The sequence below is a fragment of the Hungatella sp. L36 genome (genome assembly GCF_014288035.1).
The window spans coordinates 413,848-436,814 of record NZ_JACOPC010000001.1; the positions used below are offsets into that span (position 1 = coordinate 413,848).

Consider the following 22,967-nt stretch of genomic DNA (forward strand, 5'->3'; position numbering starts at 1 on the left):
CATGGAGCTAAAGGTGATTTGTATGACTGCCCGGTCAGCGACATTGGAGACAGAGGCGGGCCGGATTTTTGAATTTGATACTGAGGGAGAGATTTACATAAACGGGAGCCTTTATAAGAGGACAAACCGGGTGATTTTCAGTCTGTTTGGATTAAGGCCGGATACGGAGTATGAGGTATGCTTAAAGCGGGATGGGGAAGAGGCGAGAACCGTTTTCCGTACGGATTATGAATTCGTGACTCTCAATGTCAAAGAGGTCGGAGCAAAGGGAGACGGGATACAGGATGATACCGGATTTATACAGGCGGCGATTCTGGCATGTCCGAAGAATGGACGCGTGCTGATACCAAAGGGAGTATACCGGATTACCAGTCTGTTTTTAAAAAGTCATATCAGGCTGGAGCTGGCAGCCGGAGCTGTTTTGGCGGCGGATACCGACCGCTTCAGATATCCAAGATTTCCAGGTATGATTGAAAGCTGCGATGAGACAGAGGATTATAACTTAGGGACGTGGGAGGGAAATCCTCTTCCCATGTTTGCTGGAATTATCAATGGAATTGAAGTGGAAGATGTGGTAATCTATGGAGAGGGACTGGTGGACGGCCAGGCCTCCTTTGAGAACTGGTGGAACGATGTGGGAACAATGCGGGGAGCTTTCCGGCCGCGTATGGTATTTCTGGAGAGGTGTAAGAGCATCACGCTTCAGGGATTTCATCTGAAGAACAGCCCCACCTGGGTACTTCATCCGTATTTCAGCCAGCGACTGCGTTTCTTGGATCTGGATATTAGGAATCCTGCGGACTCGCCTAATACAGACGGATTGGATCCGGAATCGTGCAGAGATGTGGAGATTGCAGGGCTGCATTTTTCCCTCGGTGATGACTGCATTGCCATAAAGTCAGGGAAAATCTATATGGGGCGCCGCTATAAGACTCCTTCGGAGAATATTGAGATTCGCCAGTGCCTGATGGAAAATGGCCATGGTGCGGTTACAGTGGGAAGCGAGGTCGGAGCCGGTGTAAAGGCGGTGCAGGTGAAGGACTGTCTGTTCCGGTGCACTGACAGAGGTCTCCGGGTGAAAACCAGGCGCGGAAGGGGAAGGGATTCGGTGCTGTCTGATATTTCCTTTCAACATATAATCATGGAGAATGTCATGACTCCATTTGTGGTCAACAGCTTCTATTTCTGTGATCCGGATGGAAGGACGGATTACGTGCAGTGCAGGGAAGCTCTGCCGGTAGACGAGCGGACACCGGAGATTAAAAACCTGTCCTTTAAAGATATTAAAGCATCGGACTGCCATGTGGCGGCTTCTTTCCTCTGCGGTCTGCCGGAGCAGAAGATCCGTAAGATTGAACTGGAAAATGTGGAGATCTCCTTTGCGGAACAGGCCAGGGAAGGCGTTCCAGCTATGATGGAAGGGGTGGAGGCCTGCTCCAGACAGGGATTTACCGTGATGAATGTGGATACGCTGATCTGTAAAAATGTAACCATTACAGGACAGAAGGGCGATGCGTTTATTATGAGCAATATTGATTATTTTGAAGAGGTATAGAGCACGCAGTGTGTTCATGATAAGGAGGAAACGAAGTTGCAGATAGGAATTCGATTACACGATATTGAACCAGGAACACTGGAACAGAGAGTTATGAGAGCACATGAACAGGGATTTACCTGTGGCCATCTGGCGCTTGCAAAGACGGTGACGGAACACTCTGTTGCCAATTCAGCGCTGACACCCGGGTATGCTGCATATTTAAGAAAGATGTTTGCAAAGTACGATGTGGACATCGCAGTGCTGGGCTGCTATTTGAATCTTGCCCATCCGGATCCGGAAGAATTAAGAAAGATACAGGAACGGTACTTTGCCCATATTCGGTTTGCTTCTATTTTAGGATGCAGTGTGGTGGGAACAGAGACGGGGGCTCCCAACGCGGATTACCATTTTGAACCGGCCTGCCATACGGAAGAGGCGCTTCAGACATTTATAACGAATGTTCGCCCGGTAGTAGCGTGTGCGGAAAAGTTTGGCGTTATTCTTGCTATCGAACCGGTTTGGAGTCACATTGTCTACGATTCGAAACAGGCGCTTCGGGTTCTGAAGGAGATCAATTCTCCTAACCTCCAGATCATTCTGGATCCGGTCAATCTTCTTTCTGTGGAAAATAGCAGGGATTATGAGTCTGTCTTTACTCAGGCGATTCAGGATTTGGGAGAGTACACCGCGGTTCTGCACATGAAAGATTTCGTCGTGGAAGAGGATAGAATCGTTTCCGGTGCTCCGGGTACCGGAATCATGAAATACGATACGATCATGGATTTTGTGCGGAAGGAAAAACCGTATATTCAGATGACGATCGAGGACAGCACACCGGAAAATGCGGTGGAATCAAGGGAATTCTTAGAGAGCTTTGAGGGATGAAGGACGCAGGAATAACGAACGTATGAGTGGTTGGAGCGTTGGGGCAGAAAAACATGGATTCTTCTATTTGAGGGAAGTATCCATGTTTTTTATTTCGCAGGAAAGTTTATCCTATGAAATAAAAAACCTCCGGGAGGCTGTGCACTCCGCGCTAAGGAGGTATGGCGCTGAAGCGGCCGCACTCCGGTGCGATAGTCCGGCTCGCCGGACTATTCTTGTGTAATAGGAAGGTGCTTCTATTACATAAATGAATCTCATGTTATGCAGTGTCAGCACCAGTACTTTGTCAAACACAATACGGCTTATTACATTACGCAGTGTGTTTCATTACACAGGCGTTTAATAACAATAGGAAATATGATATATTATAAAGAAGAAATTCTGATTTGTACTGGAACGGTTTTATGTAAGAAATAAAAAGTTATACCGGATCAGGTCCACAGCAAGTCTACCGCATAAATTAAAAATAAAATAATAGAAACCGAATATTACGAAAAGCGGAGTTAATGGAGGAAGCCAAGTTGAGAGAATTTGTGAAAGAAAACTTATTCTGGATCAGAGAACCATGGCATACGGTAATGGATGATCATAAAATCGAAATGATAACAGAGCCTGTAACCGATTTATGGCAGCGCACCTACTACGGATTCAGAAATGATAATGCGCCGGTTTTACAGATGAAAACGAGTGAGCCCTATTTTTCATTTGTTGTGAAAACAGAGTTTGAAAGTAAGCACCGTTTCGATCAGTGCGGAATCGTGCTTTATCTGGACAGCGATAACTGGCTGAAGGCGTCCATCGAGTTTGAAAACGAGGAATTTCAGCGTTTGGGGAGTGTTGTGACAAATCATGGATACTCTGACTGGGCGACAACGGATATTTCGGCTTCCATCAAAGAGATGTGGTATCGATTAAGCCGGCGGGAAAGTGATTACTGTATGGAATGCAGCCAGGACGGGGTGAATTTTAAGCAGATGAGAATTTGTCATATGTGGGATGGAGCGGAAGAAATCTCGTTTGGAATTTACGCCTGCAGTCCGGAAGAATCTTCTTTTAGGGCCGTATTTACAGATATGAAAATGATGGAGTGCCAATGGAACGCCCATAAATAGATGGGAAAAGCCATGGTTTTGTGGCTGACGCTGGATTATATTCGCTGTGTGGAGAAGCGTCCGATGAAGGCGTTGAAGTGAGGATATAGAAGCAATGAGTACAGAGAAAGGGACGGACCTTAACAGGACCGTCCCTTTCTCTGCTGCTAAATATAGCTGCTATACTGGAAAGACTTATTTACGTTTCACAGGAATCCAGATTTCACTTTCATAATCCGGCTGACTGCAGTCGCTCATGGAATACCATTCGATATTCATATTCATGGAAAACTCATAGTCCGGGTTGCCGGGAAGCCATTCCTTGAAAATCTTTGTATTGACTGCCTGCAGGGAGCCGGGAAGCGGTCCGGTGCAGTGGAATTTTGCCCACTCTGCGGCGGGAATCTCGAATACCTTCATACCCTCGGGAACAGGGCCTCCGTTGTAATGGCCGACAATCAGATAGTGAAAGGTGCCTCCGCCGGGATTATCGTCCATGCAGATACCGAATTCCCCGATTTTACAGATGTCAATTGCCTGCTGCACTTCGGGAGAATTTTCTCCGCGGTCGAAGTGCTCACAGAACTGATCCCAAAGTTTCGGAATTGTCTGATAGGAATTGTCATAACGAACCTCGTATTCATAGCCGATTACCGAAAATACATTCATCTTTTCTACTACATAATCCATGTCATTTCCTCCTTGTACTGAAACTGTTATTTTTAAAGGCAAAAACGTGTGGATTTTATTGGAAGTTCTCTTCATCTGCGCCGGCGAAACTCCGTGAAAACGGCTGAATGCCTTTGTGAAGCTCTCAGGTGTGTCGTATCCGTACCGGTAAGCCAGATCGATTACCTTAGCGCTTCCGGCAATGACATCCAGTGCGGCCAGATACAGCCTGCGGTATCGGATATACTCTCCGATGGAGTAGCCGGTCATGATGCTGAAGCCTTTCTGGAGATAAAACGACGAGATATGTACCTCTGCGGCCACATCGTCGGGGCTGATATCCTCCAAAAGATGGTTTTCCATAAAATTAATTGAACGTTTTAAACTTTCTGTCCATTCCATTGTTCCTGCCTCCTGGTTATGAGCACTTCGCGTCTGTCGTTTGGACATTTACGTGCAGTGACTATAATGATAGTAACGCATAAACGGAATAAAATCCTGTCATTCCGTGGCTTTATTTGTCCGGCTGACATGGAGCCGGAAAATCGTCGGTGATCCTGTATGTTCCCGCGTGTGGGGTGACTGATTCTGTTTTTTTCAGTTCTGATAAAAGTATAATGATCTGTTCCGCGTTATCTCTTGCCTGCTCCAGAGAAGTAAGAAGGTGGTCACAGGCGGTCAGAATGTCGTCATCCGGCCTCGGTGTATCGATGGCATCACGGATACTGGCCTCCGGATTGAGGGACAGTGCAGACAGCATCCGCAGGATGGCGGAAAGAGAGTAGTTGGCGCAGCGAAGGGATTTGATGATAATCAGCCGTTCCAGATCGCGGGAGGTGTAAACGCGGCGGCCATTCTGGGTTTTTGCTTCCTCCAGCAGTCCGTTGCGCTCCCAGCTGCGCAGCGTGTCCACGGTGATGTGCAGGTAGAGGGCGGCCTGTGTCCTCGTGAGAAGCAGGTCATCGGTAATAAGCGTATGCCCGGAAAGGATCTGTCCGGCAATCTGTATGGCCGTCTCCCCATTCAGTTTTTCTTCGCTGATCTGTCTCAGATAGAGATCAGTGAGGTACAGCGCCTTATCCATGTCACCGGATGCACACGACTTTACGATTGCAGCAGCCTGTTTCCGCAGGCCGTTCTGAAGGACTTCAACCTGAAAGGCCAGACGCGCGATCCGAAACTGGATCAGGTGGTAATCCGTGAATACCCGGTAACCGTTGGTTTTTCGCTCCGGTCTCGTAATCAGCCCCAGGTCCTCGTAAAGCCGCACTGTGTTGGGATGGATTCCGATAAGCTTTGCCACATCGGAAGTTGAGTAAGTATTTATCATGTCAATTGCCTCCGGTTTTAATTTCATAATCATATCATAACCCAAAAGCCTGGTGTTATAGTGGAGGGTTTTCTGACATATCATGACACGCCAGGCAGCCGGTATCGGTCAGAAGGATACCATGCCGGGAACAGAATGCATACCTCCCCTGCCGCCATGCCTCATTCTCTGAGGCCTCCAGCCATTCTTTTTTCGCCCCCACAATGATATCCTCCACTTCCAGCGCGCCGATCAGGCGGCGATAGCTTCGAATCTGGGGCGCCAGAAGGTCTTTATTAGGCTTGTAATCCAGCGTTTCCCAGCCGGATTCTTCCAATACTCCGTTAATGACGGAACAGAAAAATTGTTTCTGTGATTCCAGATTTTCGATATCCCAGGGCATTTCCGCAAGATTAAATCCCACGATTCCCCGGCCCCATACCCACTGGTCCCTCTCGAGGAGCCACAGTATGAGGCGTTTTTCCCCGTCTGTCACGGCCAGGCGGGATCCGCTCAGTCCGATAGTGGTAAGAAATACGTCCGTACAGCCGTTGCTCATGGACATGCTGTCTTTGTTGTTTAAATAGATGGTATTAGCCATATATGCCTCGTTTCTTAAAAATTGAAATTCAAACGCGTAACGAAAGAAGGCGTTCTATATTCCTGCCTTTCTCCAGTTTACCACAGAAATGCCAATCAGTTAAGAAACTGATAAGAATTTGACAGCAGTTTTCTAAGGACTTTTTTTCAGCGGCCATTTATAATGGGGATATCGGAGGAAAGAGACAGAAGTTTTAAAGCAGAACATCTGAGACAGAATATTCGAATATAGAAGGGAGAAAGACGATGAAAGAAATCGTTATTCAGACAGATAAATTGTGTAAGAGCTTTTCCAGCGGCGGGAGGCAGCAGCATGTGCTTAAAAATCTGGATTTGAGTATCTATAAAGGAGGCTTTACCGTGATTATGGGGGCTTCCGGCTCGGGTAAGTCCACATTGCTTTACGCGCTGTCGGGTATGGATAAGCCGACGCTGGGAGAGGTGATGTACGGAGATGTGAAGATTAACCATCTGGGAATCAGCGATATGGCTGTGTTCCGCAGGAAAAACTGCGGGTTTGTATTTCAGCAGATTCATCTTTTGGACAATATGAGCGTTCTGGACAATGTGCTGGCCTGCGGTCTTCTGGTGTCCAGAGATAAAAAGGCCGTTGCAGCCAGGGCAAAGGAGCTGCTGGGTGAAGTCGGAATTATGAAAGAGGACTGGGGAAAGTTTCCGTCCCAGCTTTCCGGCGGCGAGGCTCAGCGGGTGGGCATTGTGAGGGCACTGATCAATGAGCCGGCCGTGATATTCGCAGATGAGCCCACAGGAGCCTTAAATTCGGCGTTTGGGGAGCAGGTGTTAAATACCCTGAGCGAGGTGAACAAGAAGGGCCAGAGCATTGTTGTCGTCACTCACGATGTGAAGACTGCGAGGCGGGCAGACCGGGTGGTCTATTTGAAGGACGGTATGATCTGCGGCGAGTGCCGGCTGGGTACGTATACCAGCAATGATATGGCGCGTCATGAGAAGCTGAATGCGTTTTTGACGGAAATGGGGTGGTAAGATGCCGGTTTTTATGATTGCCATGGCAAATATCAGAAAGAAAAAGGGCGTGGCCGTTTCCATGGGTGTTCTCATACTGCTGTCAGTGGCTATTTTTAATGTGGGACTCACTTTGCTGGCGGGAATTAACCATTTTTACGACATGGAAAACGACAGGCTGGGCGGAGCGCATTACATGGTCCGGTTTACGGGAAATGAGTACCGCGAAGAGTATCTCGACTTCTTCTTGCAGGATCCGAGGGTGGAAACCGCAGAGACGGACGAATTTGTAATGATGGATATGGCCTCCTTCCCGGAAGGCGGCGTTATCTCCGCCAACTTCCTGAATATGGACCGCAGCAGGAAGATCGGCGGCTACTTCGTGGCGGAGCAGACTGAGGTGCCGAAGGATGAGGCGGTCTACATTCCGGTGTTTATGAAGGACATGGGATATGGACTGGGGGATGAGCTGATCCTGAATTATAATAAAAAAGATTACCATTTCCGCATAGCGGGCTTTACGCAGTCCACCTGGCTTCACTCTTCGGTCAGCAGCATGGTGAATTTCTATATGCCGGAGAAGGCGTATGAAAAACTGTACGAACAGCAGGGCGGCGGATATATGCTCCTGGTGCGGGTGAAGGATCAGGCTGATTTAAAAGGATTAATCGCGGATTTTAAGAAAAATACGGATGTAAATATTGAAGCGATTTCCATGGATGCGAAGGCCATGGAAATAACCATCGACGACATGAGAAACGGAACCACCATGGTGGTTACCATTATTTCCGTGGTACTGTTTGTATTCTCGTTTTTGATGGTGATTGTCGCTGTGATAGTGATGAAATTCAGGATTTCCAATCATATTGATTCTCAGATGCGCAGTATTGGAGCGCTGGGAGCCGTGGGGTATACGGGAAGGCAGATCCGGTGGTCGGTGGTCCTGGAGTTTATCATCATCGGAATGATCGGAACAGTGTTGGGAATCGCCCTTTCCTATGGGATCATCGCAGCCCTGGGCGGGCTGATTACAAGCTCGGTGGGCGTTACCTGGAGGAGCGGGGGGCATATCGGCTTCGATATCCTGAGCGCGGCCTTTATCATGGCTGTAGTAGTGTTGGTCGCATGGCGTTCCGCCGCGGCAGCAGCCAGAATTCTTCCGGTGGAGGCGCTGCGGGGCGGCATCAAATCCCACAGCTTCAAGAAGGAGCATTTCCCGCTGGAACGGACGCGGGGCTCTCTCTCCATGGCGCTGGGATTAAAGAGCATGGCTTTTAACCGGAAAATGTATTTTATGGTTGGCATTATTTTCGCCGGCATTGCATTTGCCAGTGCGTTTTCCATCATCACCTGGTGGAATATGGGGATCAACGACGATCTGGTGCTTAAGATGACAGGATATGAGATCAGCGATATCATGGTCTATAAGGCCCCTCACGAAGATTATGAGGAACTGACGGAAAAGATCGGCGCCATGGAGGGCGTCAGAAAAGTGAGCCTCTATGAGATGGAGTCCCTGAGCGTGGAGGGCGAGCTGTTAAGCTGCTACGTGTCGGACGACTTTGGTAAACTGGAAATGGTGGAGGTCTACGAAGGGAATTTCCCGGAATACGATAATGAGATCGTGGTGACGGGACTTCTCGCCAGGAGCTGGGGAAAGAAGATTGGGGATACCATTACGGTATCTTCAAACGGAGCTTCCGCTGAATATGTGATCTGCGGGCTGACACAGACCATGAATAACTTCGGCCGCATCTGCTTTATGCATGAGACAGGACTTTTAAGAGTGGAGCCGTACTACGAAAAGAATTCCATTCAGGTGTACTTAGAGCCGGGTCTGGATATCGATACGTTTATCGGGGCCATGGAGCAGAGCTTCCGAGTGCTTTCCCCATCTGTGTCACCTGGTAATACGGGAGCGGATATGAACAGCAATACAGATAACAGCACAGATTCCGGTACAAATGCCGGTACAGACAGCGGCGCAAGTATGGATACCGGCACGAAAAAACAGGAAGCGCTGGCCGCGGCGAAGAGAAAGGCGGAAGAGAAGCTCGCCGCCCTGATTTCCATGTACGGCGTGGACAGCGCCCAGTATGCCCTGATGGTAGACGGCGAAGTCGTCTTAAGCGGTGATACGAACGATTATGAGATAGACAGGATTGAAAACAACAGACGGCTCTTTGTGTCCAATGTGGACAGCATTGCCGATTCCACACGCATGATGGCAGCCCTCATCATCACGGGAACCGTGCTTCTGGTGGTGCTGGTGCTTTATATGGTGATCAAGTCGATGCTCACAAGGCGGAGAGGAGAATTCGGCATCTACAAGGCTCTGGGCTATACGGACAGACAGCTGATGGAACAGATCGCCATAAGTTTTCTGCCTGCATCGGTGGGAGGAACGCTTGCCGGTTCCCTTGCGGCCTGCCTGTCGGTGAACCGCATGGCCAGTCTCTTATTTGAACAGCTGGGAATTTCGGAGATGAATTTTGTAGTGGAGCCGTGGCTGATTCTTCTTATGGCTTTCGCTCTGGTGGTATTCGCATTTGCGGTTTCTATGGTGCTGGCGGGAAAAATCAGGGGCATCACGGTATATGGATTGTTGACGGAGGAATGATGAGGATGAAGAAAAGATGGTACCATGTAACCGCAGTTCTGGCGGCTGCGGCAATATTTTCCGGAATGAACGGTTTCGGCCGGGAGGCCTGCCTGGCGAAAGAGACGGTACCGGCGGGGACGGAGGGCGTGGGAGTCCAGGCTGCGGCTGAGCCCCTCATGTACGGGATCGGCTCCACCAGCAAAGTGGTGACCGCGGCTGCGGTCATGAGGCTGGCCGATGAGGGGAAGCTTGATCTCAAGAAACCGCTCATCACATACATTCCGGAGTTTGAGATGGCGGATGAGCGGTATCGCAGGATAACGCCGGAAATGCTCCTGGATCACAGTTCCGGGCTTCCTGGCAGCACGTTAAATAATGCCATGCTGTTGGGAGACAACGATACGGAAAATCATGATATGCTGCTGGCGCGGCTTAAGAAACAGCGCCTGAAATCCGATCCGGGAGATATCCAGGTGTACTGCAACGATGGCTTTACACTGGCGGAAATATTGGTGGAGCGGGTGACCGGACTTAGCTTTACGGAGTACATCGACCGGGAATTTTCGAAAAATCTTGGCCTGACACAGTTTAAGACGCCTCAGAGCGGCAATCTGTCGGGCCGCCTGGCGAAGATATACGATGAGGGCACCGGGGAGGAACTTCCTCCGGAACATGCCAACGTGATCGGAAGCGGCGGTATTTACGCGACAGCCATGGACGTATGCCGCTTCTCGGAAATATTTATGAAAAACAGAGCAGGTAATGCCGGACTGCTGTCCGACGGAGCGCTGCTTGCCATGGAAACCAGCCGTTACAACGAGGAGATCAACCCGAATGGCTATGATACGACCTTATCCTATGGGCTTGGATGGGACAGCGTGGAAACGTATCCATTCAGCCGCTATGGGATAAAAGCCCTTGTTAAGGGCGGCGATACGAACTTCTATCACGGCAGCTTAACGGTTCTTCCGGAAGAGAATATATCCTGTGCCGTGCTTACCAGCGGCGGCTCCAGCACACTGAACCAGCTGGCTGTTCAGGAGATTGTGATGACGTATCTGGACGAGGTCCAAAGAATTGAGCGGGGAGATGAAGAGAGTGTAAGCCATGGCGGGGAGGCGGGCTTAAATCTGGCAGAGCGGTCCGGCTGGTACGCCGGCAGCGATCTGTTAAAGCTCTCTGTCTCCGGCGAAGGGGAGATGACAGTTGCCTCCGAAGGAAGCGGAAGACGGAGAGAGCAGGTCTATCGACTTGGAGAAGACGGTGGATTCTACTCTACGGACGGCAGCTATATCAGTGCCTCGGGAGAACTGTCGAAGGGAAGCGGCGGCCGGATCGGGCGAACCAGGCTGAGTTTCCAGAAAGGGAAAAAGGGAAGAGAGTATTTGATGGCGGAAAGCATGGAGGTCTACCCTGGCCTTGGCCGTGTGGCCACGTATCTTCCTGTCGGCACCCGGTATACCGGCAATGTGCCGGCGGAGACTGCGGTATCAGCCTGGAAGGCGCTGGATGGCCAGGAGTATTATCTCTTAAGCGAAAAGTATACTTCCAGTGCGTGGCTGAAACGGTTCATGGTGAAGCCTCTGCTGCTTGACGAACCGAGGGGAATTCTTTCCTTTGAGAATCTGGAGCTGCGTATGGCAGAGGTCACGGATGAGGCGCATGCGAGATTTTTTACAGAGGTTCCGGGGCAGGCGGGCCGCGATTTAAATGATTATACGCGGACGGAGGAGAATGGAAAACAGTATCTGGAATCGGGAAGCTACCGCTATATTGCAGCAGCGGACGCAGAAGCGTTTCCTGACGCAGACAGTGAGCGGACCATCGGAGCAGACGGGGAGGCGGTCTGGTTTACCACCGGAGACAGGAATCAGAAACGTCCGGTTATCATCGAAAAACCGGAGAACGGCGCATGGTACGTGTATGACCATACCGGCCGCGACATGAAATGTGTATCGAGTTCGTGGACATTGAGTGAGGACCGTCCGTTCTACCTCCCGGAGGATGGCAGAGTGGTACTGGTGGGCGAAGCGGGAGCCGCGTTTACGATCCGTTATGCGGATTAGCACAGGGCATGTTTCGTAGTTTCCTCCACAGCGTTCCCGGAACACGGAGGCCGGCCCGGTCCTGACGCACTGTCAGGTACCGGGATGGCGAAGCGGAAGATAGAGAATGACTGAAAAACCGTCACTGCGGTTCCTGCATTCGATGATGCCGCCCATACGCTCCATCAGATTTTTGGAGATATAGAGTCCGAGTCCGGAGCCATCGGCTTTTTTGTCCGAGTTGGAGCCGCGGAAGAATTTGGTAAAGAGGCTGGGGAGTTCCTCATCGGGGACTCCCTTTCCATAATCCATAAACTCGATGCGCAGGCCGTCTTCTGTTAAGTCAGACACCACGTTTATATCGCTTCCCGCGTATTTGTAGGCGTTATTTAAGATGTTGCCGATGACCTGTTCCAAGCGGAACGGATCGATGAGGAGAATGCAGCCGGGAAGCGTAAATGACGATATTCTGCCGCAGTAATCGGCATCCCGGATCATGGCTTCGACTAAACGGCTGCTCGCCTCCGACAGGTTCACGGTCAGTTCCCCCAGCTCGTCTAAAGAGGCCTGAAGCATGTTGGTGATCAGATGGTCGATCTGGTCGGATTTCTGGTAAATGGTCTGTAGGCGTTCTCTGACCGGCGCCTCTTTTTCCGTGACCAGCAGAAGCTCGCTGGTAAGCTTGATGGACGCGACCGGAGTCTTGATATCGTGGCTCAGCGAAGCAACCAGCTCTTTCTTGCTCCGGTTCGCCTCCGCTTCCTTAAATCTCGCCTCCCTTAACTGATCCCGCATGATGTCAAAGCTTTCGGTAAATGCGCCGAACACGTGCTTTCTGTCCATGGGAAGGGGGAAATCCAGATCGCCCATGGCGATGTGCCGGGTGAAATCTTTCATCCGCCGAAACGGCTTTAAAACGGCATGATTCAAATAAGCGGTATAGATCAAAATAGGAATCAGCGGCAGCAGCAGAAGAAGAACGGCGAAAAAGGCCAGTTCTTTTTTTGCTTTCAGAAGAGCAGCATCGTATCCAGTGGCAATGAACACATGGCCCTTCACGGCCTGGCCGATGGTGAGATCCAGCACAGTATCGTGTCTGCGGACCGCCTCGGTCATGGTTTCAGGGGCGGCGGCAGAGGTCTTTAGCAGAATGGCTCCCGAGAGGTCTGCGACCGTGTAATCGTAGGGAAAGGAATCCGGTTTAAAAAAGGTTCCCCGTTCCCACTGGGCGGCCGTCTCTTTTTCGATGCGGTTGATGGAAACCATATCGATTGCCGGCATCTCCAGAGAGGAAAAAAGCCGGAACAGAAAGACGGCGCCGAAAAGGAGCCAGGAAACCAGAAACAGTAACGTCCATTTTTTCTTAATCATCGCATTCTCCGTTCTCCATGCGGTATCCGGTACCCCATACCGTTAAGATGAGCAGCGGGTGATTGGGGTCTTTCTCAATCTTCTCCCGCAGATGGCGGATGTGGACCGATAAGGTGCCCTCGCCCACATAGGGGTCCGGCCAGACGTTCTCCAGAAGCTCTTCCTTCGTGACGACGCGTCCAAGATTCTGCGCCAGATAAACAAGCAGCCGGAATTCCATTTCTTTCAGTTTGACCGGCTTTCCGCCTACGGTTACCTTGTGGGCGGAGAGGTCGATCTCGACATCGGCGATCCGCAGGGGACCGGTTTCCACGGTCCGTGCACACCGCTTTAAGACGGCCTTTACCTTGGCCAGCAGAACGCTTAAGGTGTACGGCTTGGTGATGTAATCATCTCCACCGATGTTTAACGCAGTCAGAATATCGTCGTCGCTGGTGCGGGCGCTGATAAACAGAATCGGAATATCCGTCTGTTCCCGCAGCTTCTTGCAGAGTCCGAAGCCGGACCGGTCTCCCAGATTGATATCCAGCAGGAGAAGGGAGACCGTATTCTCTTTTAAAAAGTCAATGCACTGTTCGTAGCTGGTTACATAGGCTGATGACAGCTCAAATAAGTTAAAGTATTCCGAGGTAGAACTGGCGATTGCTGTCTCGTCGTCTACAATCAGGCAGTCGTAATGCATGGCAGTCTCCTGTTCTTGTCACGATGACCCGTGCGCAGCGCGTACGAGTCATCATTGGTTTGTTATTATTCTTCTGGATTCGTGTAGTTCCACGGTTCATCCGGAGCAGTCTGGAAATCTTCCGCAGGACGGTTATAGCGCAGGTTCAAGAAGCCCTGGAAATCTTTCTGGAATGTCTTTTCCAGTTCCTTCTTGTAGCCGAGAATCATGTGTGGCTGCTGCTGTTCATAAACATTTAAAGCGGCCATGGCCTCTTTTTCCGACGCAGCCAGGGTATGTAAGCGTCTGTTGATATCGTACAGGCGCAGGGAGCTTTCGGAGTTGCGCCCCGTGCGGTGGTAGTAATAGCCCCAGACCAGATCCTTGTTCTCCAGAAGCTGGGTGGAGATGCCGGAAACGTGGAAGGTCCAGCGCCTGCCGACCCAAATGCTGCTGGAGATGGCGGAGGCTGATGCGAAATCTGCTTCTATGTGCTCCATAGATACGGATGGATTGGCCTCGATATACTTCTTTATATTTTTCTGAGTGCTGCCGGTAAAATACCGGATAAGCGTGTAGATGAAGTAAAGGATCGTTACAGCCAGGATTGCGAGGCAGATATAGATGGAGAGAAAGGAGCGGTCTCCGACCTTATTTGTGTCGATATAATAGGGAAGCGCTATTTCAAGGAATTCCTCGCCCAGATCATCGGTGATCTGTTCCTGATAATACTGGAGACGCTTGCCTGTGAGCTCTGTCCAGGTTCCCTTGACGGATTTGGTATTGGTGAGCTCATCGACCTCTCCGTTCAGCCAGCTGATCGTGTCATCGATATACTGGTTCATCTCGTCCTCTTTGGAAGAAGGAAGCTCAATTCCGAAAAAGTATCCGTCCTCCTCAAAATAAACGAAGTAGCTGATATTTTTCAGGGTTTCTTTCTTGGTGTCTGTGTTGCGTTCGGTCTGACGCACATATTCGTCAATAATATACTGCGCATCGAAGCTCACATAGGAACCCTCGGCGGCGTCATAGTCCATGCCTGCCGTAATCGGCTCCGGTCCTTTGACAAACATCAGAATCGATTTGCCGCTGTAAAAGAAGACGGCACCGACGATGATGACTGAGATGACGATACGCCACATCAGATTTTTTGTTACACGCTTTTTCAATGTCTCTAACATAGTTGTTCCCCCTTATCTTTGGAAATGCTCATTATCCTGTTATCATACAGGAAATTGTGTGATATTACAATGCAATTATACTTTTTTCCTTATTATTTTTCGTCTCTTCTGTCACGGTACACAGCCTCCGCCGGCCCCTGTGTACCGTAACTTCTTCTTGCCCCAGGGAACAGAATATGGTTAAATAGTATCATACACAGGAGGATAAGAAAATGAGATATCACCATATTGTATTCGACGTCGACGGTACGCTTCTGGATACGGAGGAAGCAATCCTTCAGTCATTTCAGAAGACACTGAGAGAACATGCAGGGATTGAAAAAGATCTTTCGGAACTCTCATTCTGTCTTGGAATCACGGGAGCCGCGGCTCTCAAACGGCTGGAAACCGGTCATGAGGAGGAGATACTCCTTCAATGGAAGGAAAATCTGGCGGCTCTGAGAGATTTCGTCCGTGTGTTTGATGGAATCGAACTGCTTTTAAAACGGCTGCGGGCGGATGGGTTTCAACTGGGCGTTGTGACCAGCAGATGCAGAGCGGAGTATGAACGGGATTTTATGCGACTGGGGCTCGACGGATACTTTGATACGGTCGTCTGCGAGGAGGACACGGTGTGCCACAAACCGGAGGCGGAGCCCCTGGAGTGCTATATGAGAAGGGCCGGAGCGAGACCGGAGGAGGTGCTTTACATCGGGGACAGCATCTACGACATGGAATGCGCCAGGGCGGCGAAGACCGCCTGTGGTCTGGCTCTGTGGGGAGCCGTCAGCGTGAGGCATATCCACGCGGATTATTACTTCCCGGATCCGGCCTCCGTGCAGTCGGTTCTGGAGCGGCTGGACGCAGAGGATGAAGGGAGAAAATGGATTTCCTGGGCCATGGAGCTTCAGTTTATCGCTCAGGCGGGCGTCACTTATTCAAAGGATCGGTTTGACTTGGAGCGGTTTGAGCGGATCCGGGAGCTGTCGGGAGAGATTATGAGCGGCTACACCGGCCTGTCGAAGGAGCGGGTGACGGATTTATTCTGCAATGAGACGGGATTTCAGACTCCAAAGCTGGATACGAGAGCCGCCATCATCGAGGATGGGAAGATCCTTCTGGTGAAGGAGATGGACGGACGCTATTCCATGCCGGGAGGATGGGTGGATGTGAATAAGACGGTGGGAGAGAATGCCGTCAAGGAGACGCTGGAGGAGGCGGGACTCACGGTAGTTCCGGTGCGCGTGGTGGCGCTTCACGATAAGGGACTCCACAACCCGCCGGCATATCCGTACGGTATCTGCAAGGTGTTCTTCTTATGCGAGATCGTGGACGGTGAGTTTTCGGAGAACATTGAGACGGTAGGGAGCGGATGGTTTTCCCCGGATGAGCTGCCGGTGCTGGCCGAGGATAAGAATACGAAGGAGCAGATCGAGATGTGCTTTGACGCGTATGCGGATAAGAATTGGAAGACGGTGTTTGATTGATGAGAGGAATCGGGCAGATAGATGGTTAATGATTGAGAACTGAAAGGAATCATAAAATTCAGGTGCCATAAGTTTTAAACTTTTGACACCTGAATTTTATGTTATCTCTTCCGAATTACTTATCCAGACAACCCTTCATCACTTCATAAGCGCCCTTTTCCCAGATATCCGCCACATAACCGGCGACGGCGTCCTCGAATCCGGCGATGGCGGTTAAGTCCTCACCCCAGAACTCTTCGTTGGAGCAGACTGCGTCAACCAGAGTCTTTGCATCGTCCTCCCTGTGATCGTAGAAAAACTTAAGGATCGGGCGGTCATCTTTTACCGTGTATTCATTACCGGCCGGCCTCGCTGCAATCAGTCCGTCTTCAGTGAGCTGCTTTCCGCGGTAGAACGCGATGTAGAATGCAAAGGAAGCGGTGATGCATTCCGGAAGCTTGCCGGTGTTTGCAATATAGCCCTTTAAGGAAGGCATAACGCGTGCTTTCCACTTGGAGGTGGAGTTTAAGGAGATGGAGAGCAGCGCGTGGTCGATAAATGGATTCTTAAAACGCTCCGTAACAGAAGCGGCGAAGCTCTTAAGCTCTTCCTTCGGAAGCGTCAGAGTCGGGATGATCTCATCGTAAATGGTCTTGTTCATAAAGCCGCAGATCACTTCGTCTTCCATACAGTCACGGACAATATCCTGGCCGGCTAAGTATGCGCCTAAGACGAAGGAGGTGTGAGCACCGTTTAAGATACGGACCTTTCTCTGCTTGTATGGCTTGTGATCGTCGGTGATGAGGACCGGAAGACCGGCCTTCTCAAATGGAAGCTCTTCTTTTAAACTCTCAGGTCCTTCGATGACCCAGAATCCGAAGACTTCTCCGGTGTCGATGATGTTGTCCTGATAGCCCAGCTCTTCACAGATGGAAGCGGCTTCATTTCTCGGATATCCGGTTACGATCCGGTCTACCAAAGTGGAGCAGAAGATATTCTCCTGTTTGATCCAGGTGACGAATTCTTCTCCTAATTTCCACTGATCCGCATACTGCAGGACGCATTTCTCCAACTCTTTTCCGTTGTTGTCGATCAGCTCGCAGGAGAGGATGACAAAGCCCTTTCCGGCTTCTTTTCCAAACGTTTCAAATCTCTTATATAAGAACTGAGTCAGCTTTCCCGGATAGCTGTCCGCCGGCACATCGGTGAAGCTGCAGGCCGGATCGTAGGTGATGCCGGCTTCCGTTGTGTTGCAGGCGATGAAACGTAAATCCGGATTCTCCGCACAGGCGAGAACGGCGTCGTAATCCTGATAGGGATTTAAACATCTGCTGACACAGGAGATCACACGCTTGTCATTGACCTTCTTTCCATTTTCAAAACCGCGTAAAAACAGAGTATATAAGCCTTCCTGCTCATTGATCATATCGGCAAGTCCGGGAGCGATGGGCTGGCATAAAACGACTTTGGAATGAAATCCTGCCTTTTCGTTCATCATATCAATAAAATAGTCCACGAAAGCGCGCAGGAAATTACCTTCGCCGAACTGCAGCACGCGTTCCGGTGCGTCCTTTAACAAATATCCGTCGTAGCCCTGTTTCTCCAGTGTCTCATAACATAACTTTTCCATTTGAAATACTCTCCTTTATATGATTTCTATAGTGTAACTCCCTGCTTAAAGATGGCCATATCATGGAAGCCTGCTTCTTCTGACTTCACTTTCTTTCCGGAAGCAACCTCCAGGACAAAATCGAAGAAGTCATTCTTTAATGTGTCCATATCCGTGTCTTCTACCAGTCTGCCGCAGTTAAAATCGATCCAGTTGCTCTTCTTTGTGCTGAGCGCGGTGTTGGTCGATATCTTCATGGTCGGAACCGGACAGGCAAACGGTGTACCGCGTCCTGTGGTGAAGAGTACGATGTGGGCGCCGGAGGCAGCCAGCGCGGTGGAGGCGACCAGGTCATTACCAGGGGCGCTTAACAGGTTTAAGCCCTTTGTGTGAACGGGTTCTCCATACATTAAGACGTCCATGACCGGAGCGCTGCCGGATTTTTGAACGCATCCCAGCGACTTGTCCTCCAGGGTAGAGATACCCCCCTTTTTGTTGCCGGGAGACGGGTTCTCGTAGATGGTCTGATTGTGGCTGGTAAAATAGTTTTTGAAGTCATTGATCAGATGAACGGTTTTTTCAAAGATCTCTTCATTGATACAGCGGTTCATGAGCAGTGTCTCCGCCCCGAACATCTCGGGAACCTCGGTCAGTATTGTGGTTCCGCCCGCGCCCACCAGCATATCTGAGAATGCACCGACTGTGGGGTTGGCTGTGATGCCGGAGAGTCCGTCGGATCCGCCGCATTTCATGCCAATGATGAGTTCGCTGCAGCTGACCGGTTCCCGCTCGAAGCTGCCGGCATAAGCGGCCAGTTCGCGGATCAGTTCCAGAGAGTCGGCGATCTCATCGTCAGATTCCTGTGCTGCCAGGAACTTGATACGGCGTTCATCATATTCTCCGATATAGCGTTTTAATTCCGTGATGTTGCTGTTTTCGCATCCAAGGCCGAGAACGAGGACACCACCGGCGTTGGGATGATTGATTAAATCGGCCAGAATGGTTCTGGTATGCTCCTGGTCGTCACCCATCTGGGAACAGCCATAGGGGTGTGGGAAAGCCACCACATCTTCTACGGTTCCGCTTATGAGGCTCTTAGCCTGGCGCTCAATGGCCTGGGCAACGTTATTGACGCAGCCTACGGTGGGGATGATCCAGATCTCGTTGCGGACGCCGACTTTTCCGTCCGGCCGGCGGTAACCGTGAAAGAAGCGTTCCTCCGCCGGCGTGGGAGCAGTTTCCTGTTTGTTGTAAGAGTAGGTGAGCAGATCGCCCAGCCCAGTCTTTAGATTGTGCGTGTGGATCCAGCTTCCTTTTAAAATCGGTTCCTTTGCGATTCCGATGGCACAGCCGTATTTCATGACGGAAGCGCCCTCTGCGATGTCGGTTAAAGCGAACTTGTGTCCCTGAGGGATATCGGAGACGAGCGTGACCGCCTGATCATTCACAGTCATGGTGGTGCCGGAGGCCAGCGGCTTTAAGGCTACAGCTACATTATCCCCGGAGTGAATTTTAATAAAGTCCTGCATAATCGTTCTTTCCTTTCTGCAATTCCATGTAACGATTCAGCTGTACAAACTGATATAGGGCGGAATGCCCGAGCTTCTTGCTTTCGTGCTTTACGAAAATAAGAAGATGCACGGCTTCAGGGTTACAATTTAAATATTCCAGTTGATATAGAATGTAAGTACTTACATAAACCATACACCATTTTTGTCACTTCGTCAATAGGGAAAATAAAAAGAATACGGTTGCTTTTCATGAATAGATCAGATATAATGTAAGAAAAAGTGTAAGCGCTTTCGCACTGTGTTCCAGAGCGTCGGTGCGTCAGGATAAAGAGGGTTCAAAATGAATATTTACGATATAGCAGAGCTTGCAGGGGTGTCCATTGCCACCGTATCGCGTGTGGTGAACGACAGCCCGCGTGTCAGCGAGAAGACAAAACAGAGGGTCCGCGCCATCATGGAGGAGAACGGTTATACGCCAAACGTGTTTGCGCGGGGCCTGGGACTGGACTCCATGAAGACCATCGGGATTATCTGCCCGGATGTATCGGATTCCTATATGGCATCGGCGGCATTTCACCTGGAAGGCCGTCTGCACGAGTACGGGTATGACTGTATTCTCTGCTGCAGCGGATCCCGGCAGGAGAATAAGGAAAAGTATGTGAGTCTTCTGTTAAATAAGCGGATCGACGCGCTGATTCTGGTGGGATCGACGTATGCCGGCGAGGGCGGAGACGACCGGAAGGCGGATTACGTGCGGAATGCGGCGAAGACGGTTCCTGTATTTATGATTAACGGTTACATTAAGGGCGATCATGTGTATTGTGCCTTCAGCGACGATTACGGCGCTACCTATGACGTGGCTTCGCAGATGATTGAGGCGGGAAGAAGACGGATTCTGTTTCTGTGTGATTCCCATTCTTACAGTGCGAATCAGAAGCTGGCGGGATATGAGGCGGCCTTAAAGGACCATGGACTGCCTGTGCTGGGGGACTTAAAGCTGTATGTAAAGAACCGGATCCATTCGGTGAGAGACATTCTTTTAGAGCGGCGGGATTTGAATTTTGACAGCGTGCTGGCTACGGACGACGGCCTGGCCGTGGGTGCGATCAAATACGCCAACGCCAAGCTTTTAAAGATTCCGGAGGAACTCTGCATCACCGGATTTAATAATTCTGCGCTTTCCATCTGCTGTGATCCCGAGCTTTCTTCCATTGACAATAAGGTAGAAGAGCTCTGCGCCATCACCACGGATCAGATGATGGCGGTTCTGCGGGGAGAGGAGAAATCCGTGGAGCAGAAGAGCCAGGTCCCCTGCAGACTGGTGAAGCGGTGTACTACGGATTTTTAGGGGCTATTGTCATTCGTTCTGTCTTGTGATATACTACGTTCGGATGAAATAACCATAGAAGGAACGGTGTTTTTATGATAGAGGAGAAACAGGATCGTATTGTATTATGCGGAGCCAATTCCTATGAGCAGAAGTACTATTTTAATGAACAGTTTTCCAACCTTCCTGAGAACATACGGCAGGAGCTTCAGATTATGTGTGTGCTGTATACAGAGGATGTGGGAGGAATTCTGACTCTGGAATTTGAAGAGGATGGTACGCTGGAGTTTTTAGTGACGGCTGAGGAGACGGATTATTTATTTGACGAAATAGGAAGCGTGCTGAAGATCAAACAGTACCAGATGGAAAAGAGAGATCTTTTGGAAGCCCTGGAGATGTATTACCGGGTCTTTTATCTGGGAGAAGAGATTGATGAGGAAGAGGAATCGTGAAGCTTAAGATCGGTAATGTAACACTTGAGAATAATCTGATTCTGGCGCCGATGGCAGGGGTAACCGACCTGCCATTTCGCATTCTTTGCAAGGAGCAGGGCTGCGGCATGGTGGTGACAGAGATGGTGAGCGCGAAGGCGATTCTTTATAAGAACAGGAATACGAAGGCGCTCCTGGAGGTAGAAGAGAGAGAACGTCCGGTTTCGGTTCAGCTGTTTGGCTCCGATCCGGAAATTATGGCGGATATTGCGAAGCTCATCGAGCCGGGGCCTTTTGATATCATCGATGTCAACATGGGATGCCCCGTGCCGAAGATCGTTAATAACGGCGAAGGCTCAGCGATGATGAAGAATCCCAAGCTGGCGGAGGCGGTTCTTGGCGCCATGGTGAAGGCTGTAAAAAAGCCTGTGACAGTGAAGTTCCGCAAGGGTTTTACGGACAGCGATGTGAACGCGGTGGAATTTGCCAGGATGGCCGAGAGCTGCGGCGTGGCTGCGGTTGCGGTTCACGGCAGGACGAGGGAACAGTATTATTCCGGGGCCGCAGACTGGGATATTATTCGCAGGGTAAAAGAAGCCGTGAAGATACCGGTCATTGGAAATGGAGACGTCTTTGCCCCCGAGGATGCGAAGGCGCTGCTGGACGAGACGGGCTGCGATGGAATTATGATTGCGAGAGGGGCAAAGGGCAACCCGTGGATCTTCTCGAGAACGCTCTATTACCTGGAGACGGGGGAACTTCTTCCGCCCCCATCCATGGAGGAGCTGCAGAACATGGTTCTGCGCCATGCGAAGATGTCGGTGGAACACAAAGGAGAGTATCTGGGAATCCGGGAGATGCGCAAGCACATGGCCTGGTATACGGCAGGACTGCCTCATTCGGCAAAACTGCGGAATGATATTAACGCGGTGGAAACATTAGCGGATTTGGAAACACTCGTGATGGAACGGTTTGCAGGACATTTCAGATGATGAAATGTCCTGTTTTACTTTCCGGAAAAATGTTCCGTTAAAGGAAAAAACTTTACAGACATATCCGCGCACTCTAAAATGTGATAGAATAAGTAAAAATAATGAAAATTTGAGGGAGGCGCGTCATGACCGATGTCTATGAAAATTGCCCTGTATTTGAGAATGACAGTTATATTTTGAGAATGACCAGTCAGGAGGATAAATCCGATTTGTTAAAGGTTTATTCTGACAAAGCTGCCGTATCATTTTTTAACAGTGATAATTGCGGCGGTGATGACTTTTATTATACAACGGAAAGCAGAATGGAGCAGGCGATTGCATATTGGCTCTTTGAGTACAATCGGGCAGGTTTTGTCCGATGGACGATTGTATCAAAAGAAACCAATGAGGCAATAGGAACCATAGAACTTTTTCACAGAGACGCTGCGGACTGTTTTACGGACTGCGGACTGCTCAGATTGGATATCCGGAGCGATTACGAAAGAGCAGGCGAAATTACAAAAATATTGAAAATGATCATAGAACCCGCGTATACACTCTTTCATTGCGATAAAATTGCTGCAAAAGCCATAGCCGCAGCAGCAGAGCGAATACGCGCGTTAGAGCAGTTGGGTTTTAAGTATACAGACGAAAAGTTAATCGGACATGATGGAACGAAATATGATTCTTACTTTGTATTGAACAGAAACGAGTAATCAGGATAAACCAGCTAAACGA

Annotated in this window: 19 protein-coding genes; 11 read left to right on the forward strand and 8 right to left on the reverse strand. The window is 50.0% G+C overall.

Annotated features, from left to right (window positions below; genetic code table 11):
• Nucleotide 1: 1 nt before the first annotated feature.
• The 3 genes from H8S80_RS01700 to H8S80_RS01710 all read left to right on the forward strand — a co-directional run bounded on the left by H8S80_RS01700 (nucleotide 2) and on the right by H8S80_RS01710 (nucleotide 3,534).
• Nucleotides 2-1,555, forward strand: a complete 1,554-nt coding sequence (locus H8S80_RS01700; protein ID WP_117632785.1) for a glycoside hydrolase family 28 protein — start codon at nucleotides 2-4, stop codon at nucleotides 1,553-1,555.
• 36 nt (nucleotides 1,556-1,591) lie between these two features.
• Complete coding sequence (locus H8S80_RS01705) at nucleotides 1,592-2,422, forward strand: sugar phosphate isomerase/epimerase family protein (protein ID WP_002600616.1); 831 nt, start codon at nucleotides 1,592-1,594, stop codon at nucleotides 2,420-2,422.
• 506 nt (nucleotides 2,423-2,928) lie between these two features.
• Entirely contained in the window at nucleotides 2,929-3,534 is a 606-nt protein-coding gene (locus tag H8S80_RS01710) for a DUF1349 domain-containing protein (RefSeq protein ID WP_117632784.1), read from the forward strand.
• Nucleotides 3,535-3,708: 174 nt separating this feature from the next.
• Here H8S80_RS01710 and H8S80_RS01715 read toward each other — a convergent pair whose 3' ends face one another.
• From H8S80_RS01715 to H8S80_RS01725, 3 genes are all read right to left on the reverse strand, one after another.
• A complete protein-coding gene (locus H8S80_RS01715) occupies nucleotides 3,709-4,584 on the reverse strand; it encodes an AraC family transcriptional regulator (protein ID WP_117632783.1) in 876 nt (291 codons plus the stop codon).
• Nucleotides 4,585-4,696: 112 nt separating this feature from the next.
• The gene (locus H8S80_RS01720) at nucleotides 4,697-5,512 is read right to left on the reverse strand and encodes a MerR family transcriptional regulator (RefSeq protein WP_117632782.1); all 816 of its coding nucleotides are present in this window, start codon (nucleotides 5,510-5,512) and stop codon (nucleotides 4,697-4,699) included.
• A 55-nt stretch (nucleotides 5,513-5,567) separates the two neighbouring features.
• The gene (locus tag H8S80_RS01725) at nucleotides 5,568-6,092 is read right to left on the reverse strand and encodes a hypothetical protein (protein WP_117632781.1); all 525 of its coding nucleotides are present in this window, start codon (nucleotides 6,090-6,092) and stop codon (nucleotides 5,568-5,570) included.
• 245 nt (nucleotides 6,093-6,337) lie between these two features.
• Between H8S80_RS01725 and H8S80_RS01730 the strand changes: the two genes are divergently transcribed.
• Genes H8S80_RS01730 through H8S80_RS01740 form a run of 3 tightly spaced genes read left to right on the forward strand, consistent with a single transcriptional unit; the run spans nucleotide 6,338 to nucleotide 11,743 of the window.
• Nucleotides 6,338-7,096: an ABC transporter ATP-binding protein gene (locus H8S80_RS01730; RefSeq protein ID WP_002600611.1), complete on the forward strand. Its 759-nt coding sequence runs from the start codon at nucleotides 6,338-6,340 to the stop codon at nucleotides 7,094-7,096.
• A gap of 1 nt (nucleotide 7,097) precedes the next feature.
• Nucleotides 7,098-9,695: an ABC transporter permease gene (locus H8S80_RS01735; protein ID WP_117632780.1), complete on the forward strand. Its 2,598-nt coding sequence runs from the start codon at nucleotides 7,098-7,100 to the stop codon at nucleotides 9,693-9,695.
• A 5-nt stretch (nucleotides 9,696-9,700) separates the two neighbouring features.
• On the forward strand, nucleotides 9,701-11,743 hold the full coding sequence (locus tag H8S80_RS01740; RefSeq protein WP_117632798.1) for a serine hydrolase domain-containing protein: 2,043 nt from the start codon (nucleotides 9,701-9,703) through the stop codon (nucleotides 11,741-11,743).
• A gap of 72 nt (nucleotides 11,744-11,815) precedes the next feature.
• Here H8S80_RS01740 and H8S80_RS01745 read toward each other — a convergent pair whose 3' ends face one another.
• The 3 genes from H8S80_RS01745 to H8S80_RS01755 form a co-directional block, all read right to left on the reverse strand.
• The gene (locus H8S80_RS01745; RefSeq protein WP_029465821.1) at nucleotides 11,816-13,093 is read right to left on the reverse strand and encodes a HAMP domain-containing sensor histidine kinase; all 1,278 of its coding nucleotides are present in this window, start codon (nucleotides 13,091-13,093) and stop codon (nucleotides 11,816-11,818) included.
• Nucleotides 13,086-13,775: a response regulator transcription factor gene (locus tag H8S80_RS01750; protein WP_002600607.1), complete on the reverse strand. Its 690-nt coding sequence runs from the start codon at nucleotides 13,773-13,775 to the stop codon at nucleotides 13,086-13,088. The genes H8S80_RS01745 and H8S80_RS01750 overlap by 8 nt, the downstream gene beginning before the upstream one ends.
• A gap of 65 nt (nucleotides 13,776-13,840) precedes the next feature.
• The gene (locus H8S80_RS01755; RefSeq protein WP_117632779.1) at nucleotides 13,841-14,935 is read right to left on the reverse strand and encodes a DUF6709 family protein; all 1,095 of its coding nucleotides are present in this window, start codon (nucleotides 14,933-14,935) and stop codon (nucleotides 13,841-13,843) included.
• A gap of 212 nt (nucleotides 14,936-15,147) precedes the next feature.
• Here H8S80_RS01755 and H8S80_RS01760 point away from each other — a divergent pair, with 212 nt between their 5' ends.
• Nucleotides 15,148-16,401 (forward strand): NUDIX hydrolase, encoded by a 1,254-nt coding sequence (locus H8S80_RS01760; RefSeq protein WP_117632778.1) that lies wholly within the window; start codon nucleotides 15,148-15,150, stop codon nucleotides 16,399-16,401.
• Between the two features lie 115 nt (nucleotides 16,402-16,516).
• Here H8S80_RS01760 and H8S80_RS01765 read toward each other — a convergent pair whose 3' ends face one another.
• Complete coding sequence (locus H8S80_RS01765; RefSeq protein WP_117632777.1) at nucleotides 16,517-18,010, reverse strand: tagaturonate reductase; 1,494 nt, start codon at nucleotides 18,008-18,010, stop codon at nucleotides 16,517-16,519.
• Between the two features lie 26 nt (nucleotides 18,011-18,036).
• Nucleotides 18,037-19,518, reverse strand: coding sequence for a UxaA family hydrolase (locus tag H8S80_RS01770; protein WP_117632776.1), 1,482 nt, complete (start codon nucleotides 19,516-19,518; stop codon nucleotides 18,037-18,039).
• 322 nt (nucleotides 19,519-19,840) lie between these two features.
• Between H8S80_RS01770 and H8S80_RS01775 the strand changes: the two genes are divergently transcribed.
• The 4 genes from H8S80_RS01775 (at nucleotide 19,841) to H8S80_RS01790 (ending at nucleotide 22,945) form a co-directional block, all read left to right on the forward strand.
• Nucleotides 19,841-20,848 carry a LacI family DNA-binding transcriptional regulator gene (locus tag H8S80_RS01775; protein ID WP_025529708.1) on the forward strand — a complete coding sequence of 336 codons (1,008 nt, stop codon included), beginning with the start codon at nucleotides 19,841-19,843 and terminating at the stop codon, nucleotides 20,846-20,848.
• A gap of 74 nt (nucleotides 20,849-20,922) precedes the next feature.
• Nucleotides 20,923-21,279 (forward strand): DUF6145 family protein, encoded by a 357-nt coding sequence (locus H8S80_RS01780; RefSeq protein WP_002600601.1) that lies wholly within the window; start codon nucleotides 20,923-20,925, stop codon nucleotides 21,277-21,279.
• Nucleotides 21,276-22,250, forward strand: a complete 975-nt coding sequence (dusB, locus tag H8S80_RS01785) for a tRNA dihydrouridine synthase DusB (RefSeq protein ID WP_117632775.1) — start codon at nucleotides 21,276-21,278, stop codon at nucleotides 22,248-22,250. The genes H8S80_RS01780 and dusB overlap by 4 nt, the downstream gene beginning before the upstream one ends.
• Before the next feature lie 125 nt (nucleotides 22,251-22,375).
• Entirely contained in the window at nucleotides 22,376-22,945 is a 570-nt protein-coding gene (locus H8S80_RS01790; RefSeq protein ID WP_002600599.1) for a GNAT family N-acetyltransferase, read from the forward strand.
• Nucleotides 22,946-22,967 lie beyond the last annotated feature (22 nt).